The sequence below is a fragment of the Chitiniphilus shinanonensis DSM 23277 genome (assembly GCF_000374805.1).
Taxonomy (GTDB): Bacteria; Pseudomonadota; Gammaproteobacteria; order Burkholderiales; family Chitinibacteraceae; genus Chitiniphilus; species Chitiniphilus shinanonensis.
The window spans coordinates 106,961-117,086 of record NZ_KB895348.1 but is presented as its reverse complement, the minus strand read 5'-3'; the positions used below and the strand labels follow the sequence as shown (position 1 = coordinate 117,086).

At 65.9% G+C, this 10,126-nt stretch carries 9 protein-coding genes and 1 rRNA gene; 8 read left to right on the top strand and 2 right to left on the bottom strand.

Annotation, left to right across the window (positions count from 1 at the left end; translation table 11 throughout):
* Nucleotides 1-81 precede the first annotated feature (81 nt).
* From rrf to mltG, 8 genes are all read left to right on the top strand, one after another.
* A 5S ribosomal RNA gene (rrf, locus tag C556_RS0114160) occupies nucleotides 82-194 on the top strand.
* Between the two features lie 262 nt (nucleotides 195-456).
* Nucleotides 457-1,560, top strand: a complete 1,104-nt coding sequence (aroC, locus tag C556_RS0114155; RefSeq protein WP_026263105.1) for a chorismate synthase — start codon at nucleotides 457-459, stop codon at nucleotides 1,558-1,560.
* Between the two features lie 8 nt (nucleotides 1,561-1,568).
* Nucleotides 1,569-2,201, top strand: coding sequence for a DUF4136 domain-containing protein (locus C556_RS0114150; RefSeq protein ID WP_018748910.1), 633 nt, complete (start codon nucleotides 1,569-1,571; stop codon nucleotides 2,199-2,201).
* A 21-nt stretch (nucleotides 2,202-2,222) separates the two neighbouring features.
* Nucleotides 2,223-3,092: a presqualene diphosphate synthase HpnD gene (gene hpnD / locus C556_RS0114145; protein WP_018748909.1), complete on the top strand. Its 870-nt coding sequence runs from the start codon at nucleotides 2,223-2,225 to the stop codon at nucleotides 3,090-3,092.
* Nucleotides 3,093-3,102: 10 nt separating this feature from the next.
* Nucleotides 3,103-4,392, top strand: a complete 1,290-nt coding sequence (gene hpnE, locus C556_RS0114140; protein WP_018748908.1) for a hydroxysqualene dehydroxylase HpnE — start codon at nucleotides 3,103-3,105, stop codon at nucleotides 4,390-4,392.
* Between the two features lie 15 nt (nucleotides 4,393-4,407).
* Complete coding sequence (locus C556_RS0114135; RefSeq protein WP_018748907.1) at nucleotides 4,408-5,184, top strand: SDR family NAD(P)-dependent oxidoreductase; 777 nt, start codon at nucleotides 4,408-4,410, stop codon at nucleotides 5,182-5,184.
* 221 nt (nucleotides 5,185-5,405) lie between these two features.
* Nucleotides 5,406-7,391 carry a DNA repair helicase YoaA gene (gene yoaA, locus C556_RS0114130; protein WP_018748906.1) on the top strand — a complete coding sequence of 662 codons (1,986 nt, stop codon included), beginning with the start codon at nucleotides 5,406-5,408 and terminating at the stop codon, nucleotides 7,389-7,391.
* A 22-nt stretch (nucleotides 7,392-7,413) separates the two neighbouring features.
* Nucleotides 7,414-8,391 carry an endolytic transglycosylase MltG gene (gene mltG / locus C556_RS0114125; RefSeq protein WP_018748905.1) on the top strand — a complete coding sequence of 326 codons (978 nt, stop codon included), beginning with the start codon at nucleotides 7,414-7,416 and terminating at the stop codon, nucleotides 8,389-8,391.
* Nucleotides 8,392-8,447: 56 nt separating this feature from the next.
* Here the strand turns inward: mltG and hemG are convergent, their stop codons facing one another.
* Entirely contained in the window at nucleotides 8,448-8,993 is a 546-nt protein-coding gene (gene hemG / locus C556_RS0114120) for a menaquinone-dependent protoporphyrinogen IX dehydrogenase (RefSeq protein ID WP_018748904.1), read from the bottom strand.
* A gap of 120 nt (nucleotides 8,994-9,113) precedes the next feature.
* Nucleotides 9,114-9,914, bottom strand: a complete 801-nt coding sequence (locus C556_RS0114115) for an amino acid ABC transporter permease (protein WP_018748903.1) — start codon at nucleotides 9,912-9,914, stop codon at nucleotides 9,114-9,116.
* Between the last annotated feature and the right edge of the window lie 212 nt (nucleotides 9,915-10,126).

The window sequence follows — 10,126 nt, the reverse complement described above, 5'->3', positions numbered from 1 at the left end:
AGCTGACCGCGCCTGAGTAGTATTGCTTCTTCTATCGAATTGCGAGTTGTGACGAAGTACAGTCGTGACTCCAGAGTTACGTCTGGCGACCATAGCGAGTTGGCCCCACGCCTTCCCATCCCGAACAGGACCGTGAAACGACTTAGCGCCGATGATAGTGCGGATTCCCGTGTGAAAGTAGGTCATCGCCAGGCTCTTATGCGAAACCCCCGAGACCCAAAAGGCTCGGGGGTTTTACTTTAGGGGGTTTGGAACAGATCAGCGGTGGGGCAGGGCAACGGTCCGCTGCACTACCGCCCGCTACCGTTCGGCAATGGCACGGCAATGGCAATTCCACAATCGCCATCATGCCCCCTCCATTTGCACGCCGCCCCGCTGCCATGCCTGGGCGGGTCCTCATGCTAGAATTCCCAATTCCCATTTCTGGTCATGGGCGCAAGGCGCCGCAGGAGTCGTATGTCCGGTAATTCGCTTGGTCTGCTGTTTACCGTCACTTCCTTTGGCGAGAGCCACGGTCCGGGTATCGGCTGCGTGGTCGATGGTTGCCCTCCGGGCATGGCGCTGAGCGAAGCCGATATCCAGGCGGAATTGGATCGGCGCAAGCCCGGTACCAGCCGCCATGTGACCCAGCGCAAGGAGCCCGATCAGGTCGAGATCCTGTCCGGCGTCTTCGAGGGCCGTACCACCGGCACGCCGATCGCCCTGTTGATCCGCAATACCGACCAGCGCAGCCAGGACTACGGCAAGATCGTCGAAACCTTCCGCCCTGGGCATGCCGACTATACCTACTGGCACAAGTACGGTATTCGCGACTATCGCGGTGGTGGGCGTTCCTCCGCGCGCGAGACGGCAGTCCGTGTTGCCGCCGGCGCCATTGCCAAGAAGTGGCTCAAGGAGCGCTATGGCGTGCTGATCCGTGGCTACATGAGCCAATTGGGCGAGATCGAGATTCCCTTCGAATCCTGGGGGCAGGTGGCGGAAAACCCGTTCTTCTCACCCAACAACGCCATCGTGCCGCAGCTTGAGGATTACATGGACGCGATCCGCAAGGAGCGCGACTCGGTCGGCGCCAAGATCACCGTGGTGGCGGAGAACGTGCCGGTCGGCTGGGGCGAGCCCGTCTACGACCGGCTCGACGCCGACATCGCCTACAACATGATGAACATCAACGCCGTCAAAGGCGTGGAGATCGGTGCCGGCTTCAAGAGCGTTGCGCAGAAGGGCTCCGAGCATTGCGATGAACTGACGCCGGAAGGCTTCGCCGGCAATGAGGCCGGCGGCGTGCTCGGCGGGATTTCCACCGGGCAGGACATCGTGGTGAACATCGCCGTCAAGCCCACGTCCAGCATCGCCCAGGAGCGTCGCTCCATCGACAAGCAGGGCAACCCGGTGATGATGGCGACCACCGGCCGCCATGACCCCTGCGTCGGCATCCGCGCGACGCCGATCGCCGAAGCGATGCTTGCGCTGACCTTGATCGATCACGCGCTGCGCCATCGTGCGCAGTGCGGCGATGTGGTCGTGGAAACCCCGCGCATTCCGGGGCGCATCGCGCGCTGAGGCCGAACATGCGCTGGCTGGCCCTGTTTCTGGTCCTGTTGTGCACGGGGTGCGCAGCGCCCCAGTTCGTCGCCCAGGTCGGCGTGCGCCACACCATCGACACGCCGTTTGCCGGCAAGCGCTTCGTCTTCCAACGCACACCAGAACAAACCCAGAGTCTGTTGCAGCAGAACGTCGAAGCCCAGGTCGGTTCCGCGCTGTCGCAGCAGGGCCTGCGGCTGGCCGAGCGCGATCAGGACGCCGATTGGCTGGTGGCGCTGGATTACGGAGTCGACGACGGCAAGGCCGTGACCCGACAGGTGCCGGTGTGGGGCACGGTCGGCTATAGCGTCTACTACCAGCGGATCAGCACCGGGCAGGGCGTGGTGCTGGTGCCGAGCTACTTTCCCGAAACCGGTGTGGTCGGCAGCGTGCCGGTGACCGATACCGTCTACACCCGCTTCCTCAACGTCGACATCTACGACCGCCAGCCATTGCAGCAGGGCGACTTCGCCAAGCGCTACGAAGGCCGCGCCAGCAACCAGAGCGATCAGCAGGATTTCGACCCCGCCCTGCCGTGGCTGATCCGCGCCCTGTTCCAGTCCTTCCCCGGGTTTTCGGGTACGACGCGAGAAGTACGCTTCGACCTGCCGAAGAAGTAGCCGCCAGGCCGCTGGGGTACAATGCCCGCCGACCTGACAGCGCGGAGCCCCGTCGTGACCCCCGACCAGTATTGCGAGGACAAGGCAGCCCAGAGCGGCTCCAGTTTCTACTACAGCTTCCGCTTCCTGCCGGCCGCGCAACGCCGCGCCATTACCGCGCTGTACGCCTTCTGCCGCGAGGTGGACGACGTGGTCGACGAGTGTCACGACGAGAACCTGGCGCGGACCAAGCTCGCCTGGTGGCGCGCGGAGATCGACAACCTCTATGCGGGCGACCCGCAGCATCCGGTCACCCGCGCGCTGCAACCGGCCTTGTCCACCTATGACTTGCAGCGCGAGCATTTCCTCGAAGTCATCGACGGCATGCAGATGGACCTCGAGCAGGCGCGCTACAACGCCTTCAAGGATCTGCAGCTCTACTGCTATCGCGTTGCGTCGGTGGTGGGGCTGATGGCCGCCAGCATCTTCGGCTATCGCGATCGCCAGACCCAGAAGTACGCACACGACCTGGGCATCGCCTTCCAGCTGACCAACATCATCCGCGACGTCGGCGAGGACGCGCGGCGCGGCCGCATCTACCTGCCGGTCGAGGAATTGCAGCGCTTCGACGTACCCGCCGCGGACATCCTCAACTATCGCGAAACCGACAACTTCCGCCGCCTGATGGAATTCCAGATCGAGCGCGCGGAATCCTATTACGCCAAGGCCATCGAGCAGTTGCCCGCAGTGGACCGCAAGTCGCAGCGCACCGGCCTGGTGATGGCGGCGATCTACCGCGCCACGCTGGAGGAGATCAAGCGCGACGGCCCGCAGAAGGTGCTCAATCAGCGGCTGAGCCTGACGCCGATCCGCAAGCTGTGGCTGGCGTGGAAAACCTATTGGTTCGGTTGATGGGCCGATCATGAAGCGTGTCGCGATTCTCGGCGGCGGCTACGCCGGCATGGCCGCCGCGGTCGAACTGGCCGACGCCGGCCTGCGCGTTGCCGTGCTGGAGGCTGGCAAGGTGCTCGGTGGCCGCGCGCGCAAGGTGCCACTGGATGGCCGCGCGCTGGACAATGGCCAGCACCTGGTCATCGGCGGCTATCGCGATCTGCTGGCGATGATGCAACGGGTCGGCGTCGATCCGGATACCGCGTACCTGCGCACGCCGCTCGATCTGGCGGTGCAGCCCGATTTCCATCTACGCTGCCCGGCCTGGCCGGCGCCCTGGCATCTGGCTGCGGGCCTGGCACGGGTGAAGGGCCTGAGCTGGGGCGAGCGCTGGGCGCTGACCCGCGCCGTGCTCGGCGCCCAGCGCGCGCGCTGGGTATTGCCGACGGATTGCTCGGTGGCGGCCTGGCTGCACCTGGAGCGCCAACCGACGCGCCTGATCGATTGTTTCTGGCGTCCGCTGACGGTCGCCGCGCTGAATACGCCGCTGGAACTCGCATCGGCGCAAGTGCTGTTCAACGTGCTGCGCGACAGCCTGGGCGGTGCGCGCGATGCCTCGGACCTGTTGTTCCCCAAAGTGGATTTTTCCGCCCTGTTCCCCGAAGCCGCCGCGGCCTACGTCGAGCGGCACGGTGGTTCGATCTGGCTGGGGCAGACGGTGAAGCAACTGGCGCGGACCGGGGAGCGCTGGCGGGTCAACGACGACGCCACCGCGTTCGACGGCGTGGTCTGCGCGTTGCCGCCGCACCGCCTTGGCATGGCGCTGCATCGCGATCTGGCCGAGGAACTGGGCGTCGATGTGGCGGCGCTGGAATCCTGGGATTACCAGCCGATCGTGACGCTTTATCTCGAATACCATCGCGCCGCCCTGCCGCAACCGATGGTCGGCTTGTCCGGCGGCCTGGTGCAGTGGGTGTTCGATCACGGGCATACCCATGACGTGCCCAACCGCATCGCCGTAGTGTTGTCGGCGCGCGGTGCGCACAGCGAACTGCCCCGCGAGGTGCTGGAGCGGGCGGTGGCCATCGAACTGGACCGCGCATTCGGCTGGGGCCAGCCCGACTGGTGTCGCCTGATCGCCGAAAAGCGCGCCACCTTCGCTTGCGTGCCGGGTCTGTCGCGGCCTGCCAATGCCACTCGCGCGCCGACCTTGTGGCTGGCGGGCGATTACACGGTGGGCGATTATCCCGCTACGCTGGAAGGGGCCGTACAAAGCGGCCGAAAGGCGGCGCGTGGGATAATCGTCGCATTGCAAACATGAAGACGGTTGAAACGCATGAGCGACTGGAAGACCTATCAGGCCAAGGCCGATGAACTCAAGGACCGGGTGATTCTGGTGACCGGCGCCGGGCAGGGCCTGGGCGAGGCCGCCGCGCTCGCCTTCGCCCGCCAGGGCGCCACCGTGATCCTGCTCGGACGCAACGAAAAGAAGCTGGCGCGCATCTACGATGCCATCGAGGCGGCCGGCGGCGCACGGCCCGCGGCGATTCCGCTCGATCTGGCCAAGGCCAGCGAGGCGGAACTGGCGCAGATGGGCATGCTGATCCAGCGCGAGTTCGGTCGCCTGGATGGCATCCTGCATGCCGCCAACGGTTTTGCCTTCCTGTCGCCGCTGACCAGCCAGAAGCTGGACGAATGGGTGGACCAGTTCCGCGTCAACGTCGCCGCGCCGTTCGCCATGACCCGCGCGCTGCTGCCGCTGCTGGAGAAATCACCCGACGCGTCGGTGCTGGTGCTGGGTGAAAGCCATGCCTTGCAGCCCAAGGCCTACTGGGGCGGTTACGCCGTCTCCAAGGCCGGTCAGCGCTCCTGGGTGGAGATCGCCGCGGACGAATGGGACCAACTGCCCAACCTGCGGATCAACCTGCTGGTGCCCGGCCCGATCCGCTCGCCATTCCGCACCAAGACCCACCCGGCAGAGTCGCCCGACACGCTGCCGGCCACCGACAGCATCGTGCCGTCACTGTTGTACTGGATGGGGCCGGCCAGCAAGGGCCAGAGCGGGCAGACGGTGATTTTCAACGATCGCGAGCCCGGTGCGCCGGCCGCGTAATATGTCACAGAACCTTTCAACGATGGCGGCGCTCTACCTTGAAGGCTCTACGTGCCTCCCTCTTTCGGAGCATGCCTGAACCTTTGTAGTGTCTCCATCTCCCTGTTGTACGCCCTGCTCACGCAGGGCGTCTTTTTTTGCCGCGCGGCGCGCAGGGCGGAATTGCCGGAGCGGCGCCATGCCGCCTGATACAATTCCCGCTTTCCCAGTGCACGCAGTTCATGACGATCGAAGAACTCTTCGCCGCCGACGGGCCCATCGCCGCCGCGTTTCCCGGCTACACGCCGCGGGCGCAGCAGGTGGCGATGGCGCAGGCCGTCGAGCACGCCATCCGCCAGCGCGGCCGGCTGATCGCCGAGGCGGGTACCGGCACCGGCAAGACCTTCGCCTACCTGGTGCCGGCGCTGATGAGCGGCGGCAAGGTGATCGTCTCCACCGGCACCAAGACCTTGCAGGATCAGCTCTATGCGCGCGACCTGCCGCTGGTGCGCGACCTGCTCAAGGTGCCGGTCACCATCGCCCTGCTCAAGGGGCGCGCCAACTATGTGTGCCACTACCATCTGGAGCGTGCGCGCCACGAAGGGCGCTTCCTGCGGCGCGAGGATATCGCCGGCCTGCAACAGGTGGAGCGCTACGCGCGGCTGACCCAGTCCGGGGACAAGGCGGGCTGTACCGGCGTCGCCGAGGACGCGCCGATCTGGGCTCACGTCACCAGTACCCGCGACAATTGCCTGGGTAGCGATTGCCCGCACCACAAGGACTGCTTCGTGCTGAAGGCACGCAAGGAGGCCCAGGAAGCCGACGTGGTGGTGGTCAACCATCACCTGTTCTTCGCCGATGTCTGGTTGCGCGACGAGGGCGCCGGCGAGCTGCTGCCCGCCTGCAACACGGTGATCTTCGACGAGGCGCATCAACTGCCCGAGGTGGCCAGCCTGTTCTTCGGCGAAACCATCACCTCGGGCCAACTGGTGGAACTGGCGCGCGATGCGCGCGCCGAGGCGCTGGTGATCGCCAAGGATTACGTGCGCCTGCCGCAGGCATCCGAAGCGCTGGAAAAGGCCGTGCGCGACTTCCGCCTGGCGTTCCGCCCCGAGCCGGCGCGGCTGCCGCAGAACGAACTGGCGACCAAGTTCAAGGAATACGAAGCGCGGTTGGCCGAGCTGGGCGACAAGCTGGCCGCGCTGGAGGGCGAACTCGCCGCCCAGGCCGAGCGGGCGGAAGAATTGCAGAAGTGCCACGAGCGCGCCACCGCGCTGCGCGAAGTGCTGGCGAAGTGGCAGGGCGGCGACGACGAAGAGGCGGTGCACTGGATCGACATCACGCCGCACGGCTTCATGCTGCACGCCACCCCGCTCAACATCGCCAAACTGTTCCAGCGCCAGCTCAACAGCGGCCAGCGCGCCTGGGTATTTGCCTCCGCCACGCTGGCGGTCAACGGCCAGTTCACCCACTTTCAGCACGAGCTGGGCCTGTGGGAGGCGGAAACCGCCACTTGGGACAGCCCGTTCGACTACAAGCAGCAGGCCGTGCTCTACGTGCCGCGCGACATGCCCGAGGCCAACGCGCCCGGCTTCACCGCCAAGGTGATCGAACGCGCGTGGCCGCTGCTGGAACTGACGCAGGGGCACGCCTTCCTATTGTTCACCAGCCTGCGCGCCATGCGCGAAGCGCACGAACTGGTGACGCAAAAGCTGAAGGACGCCAAGCTGGATTGGCCGGTGCTGCTGCAAGGGCAGGGCAGCCGCACCGAATTGCTGGACAAGTTTCGCCGCTCGCCCAATGCCATCCTGGTTGCCAGCCAGACCTTCTGGGAGGGCATCGACGTCAAGGGCGAGCAGTTGTCGCTGGTGGTGATCGACAAGCTGCCGTTCTCGCCGCCGGACGACCCGGTCCTGTCCGCCCGCATCGGCCAGATGCAGAAAAGCGGGCGCAACGCCTTCGTCGATTACCAGTTGCCGCATGCCGCCATCACCCTCAAGCAGGGCGCCGGTCGCCTGATCCGCGACGAACGCGACACCGGCATCCTGATGATCGGCGATACCCGGCTGGTCGATAAACCCTATGGCAAGCTGCTGTGGAAAAGCCTGCCGCCGATGTTCCGTTCCCGCGAACTCGACACCGTCAAACGTTTCTTCGAGGTAAAACGCCAGCATGGCCGCCCGCAAGACGACCAGCAGACCGGCCCCGCGCCGGCCGAAAAAGACTAACGGAGGCGGCTTCGGCCGCTTCGTGCGCCGCCTGTTCACCGGGCTGTTGCTGCTGGCGCTGTTGGGGGCCGCGGCCGGTTATTACTACGCCACCCGGCCGCTCGACCTGCCATTGCCGACGCGTTTTACCGTCGGCCCCGGCTCGGTGCGGGCCACCGCGGTACAACTGGCGCAGCAGGGCGTGATTGATTCGCCGCTGGCCTTTCGCCTGCTGGCGCGCCTGACCGGGCAGGACACCAAACTCAAGGCCGGTGTCTACGACCTGACCGTGCCCACCTCGATGGTCGAACTGATCGGCAAGCTGGCGCGCGGCGAGGCCAGCCAGATCGCCTTCACCGTGATCGAGGGCTGGAACTGGCGTGAACTGCGCGCGGCGCTGGCGCGGCAACAGTCGCTCAAGGCCGAGGCGGTGTTGCTCAGCGATACCGAACTGCTGATGAAGCTGGGTATCGATGCGCCCAGCCTGGAAGGCCAGTTCTTCCCCGATACCTATTTCATCGCGGTCGGCGGTTCCGACCTGCAAGTGCTGGTGCGCGCCCATGAGCGCATGCAGGGCAAGCTGGACGCCGCGTGGGCCGCGCGCGATCCCGCCACACCGCTCAAGACGCCGTACGAAGCGCTGACGCTGGCATCCATCGTCGAGAAGGAAACCGGCATCGAGGCCGACCGCGCCATGGTCGCCGGCGTGTTCGCCAACCGCCTGCGCATCGGCATGCGCCTGCAGACCGACCCGTCCGTGATCTACGGCATGGGCGAGCAATACACCGGCAACATCCGCAAGCGCGATCTCCAGACCGACACGCCGTACAACACCTACACCCGCGCCGGCCTGCCGCCCACCCCGATCGCCATGCCCGGCGAGGCCGCATTGCTGGCCGCCACCCGGCCGGCGCCGACCAAGGCGCTGTACTTCGTCGCGCGCGGCGACGGCAGCTCGCATTTCTCCGAATCGCTGGATGCCCACAACGACGCGGTGAACCGCTATATCCGCAAGCGCTAGCGCGGGATAAGCCGTCACTGAAAGGCTGATTCGCCCCGCGCCCGCCGCAGCGCCGATCAGCCGCCGTGCATCAGCGCGGCGCAGCGCTCGGCAAACGCATCCACCTTGGCCCAGTCGGTGTACTCGATCCGCGTCGCCGGATCGGTCGGGCCGCCGGTCAGCGCCATGATGGCGCGGATCATCTGGCGATCCAGCCAGCCGTAGCGGGGGTAGTCCAGCACGCCGGCGAAGGCGGTGGCCAGTGCCGGGGTCAACTGGTGGCGAGCCAGCCATTTGCGCAGATAGGGATTGTGCTGGGCGTCGTCGCGGCCGGGCTTGCGCGCCACCAGGTTTACCGAAGCCAATGCCAGCGGCTTGCGGACCAGCGCCTCGCGATGGCGCAGCAGAAAGGTCTCGGCGCTCGGCAGATGGTGGCCGTAGCGCACGGCGGCCACCAGTACCACTGCCTGCGCATAGCGCAGCTGGCTGGCGTCGGGTTGCGCGGCGGCCAGGTCAAAGTTTCTACAGGACAGCCCCAGCAGTGACGGATGTTCGGCGATGCGTTCGGCAATGCGCCGCGACTGGCCATCGCGCGTGGCATGGCAGATCAGCAGGTAGGTCATCCCCGCAGCTTAGCGGGCCCAGCGCGCGCCGGCTTTGCGCAGGGCCAGCCTTCGGTGCCCGGCAGCGGTGAATAAAAACGGCAGACCGTGGTCTGCCGTTGTGGGGGTGGCGCAGCCGGATCAATGAATGCCGCCGCTGGCCTTGAAGCGCTTTTCCATCGCGTGCACGCCCCAGGCCATCAACATGGTGAGGATCAGGTAGATCACCGAGATGGTGATGTAGGGTTCCCACGGGCGGGCGTAGTTGCCGAAGACCGTACGCGCGGCGTAGGCCAGCTCGGTGAAGCCGATGGCCGAGACCAGCGAACTGTCCTTGAGCAGCATGATCGCCTCGTTACCCAGCGGCGGCAGCATGCGGCGGAACGCCTGCGGCACGATGACGTGGTGCATGGTCTGCCAGTAGTTCATGCCGAGCGAGCGGCTGGCCTCGAACTGGCCCTTGGCGATCGACTGGATGCCGGCGCGGAAGATCTCGGTGATGTAGGCGCCGGAATTCAGGGTCAACGCCATGAAGCCGGAAATGAACGCGCTGTAGTTCTGATTCAGCGTGTTGGCCAGTTCGCCGCTGATCAGCAGGCCGTCGTCCGGGTTGACCAGCAGCGGCCTGAGCGCGAAGTGGATCAGCAGGATCTGCACGAACAGCGGCGTGCCGCGAAAGTAGGTCACATAGGCGGTGGCCGGCCAGCGCACCAGCAGCTTGATCGGGTACTTCCACGGCCCGTGGCGCACTTCGGCCAGCCGCGCCATCCCCATTACCAGGCCGATCAGCGTGCCGAAGACCACCGCCAGCGCGGTGATCAGCAGCGTCATCTTGGTGCCTTGGATGAACAGCTCGCGATACTCCCAGACGATCTGCAACCGGAAGTTCTCGAGCAATGGCACGCTGTGCTGGACGTACCCCCAAAACTGATTGAAATCCATGTTCTTGTCTTGTCGAAACCAAACAGGAGCGGCTAGCAAAACCCAGCGTAGCGGTCCTGGCAAGGAGCGCGAAACGCAGACAGGAGGCGTACGGCAAGTTCAGCTCGGCGCCCCTGCGCGACGCAGCCAGAAGGGTTTTGTCAGCCGCTCCAAAAAAAGCGCAAACCGGAGCCGGGTTGCGCTTCGTGTCGCGGGCGGGCCGCTATCGGGCG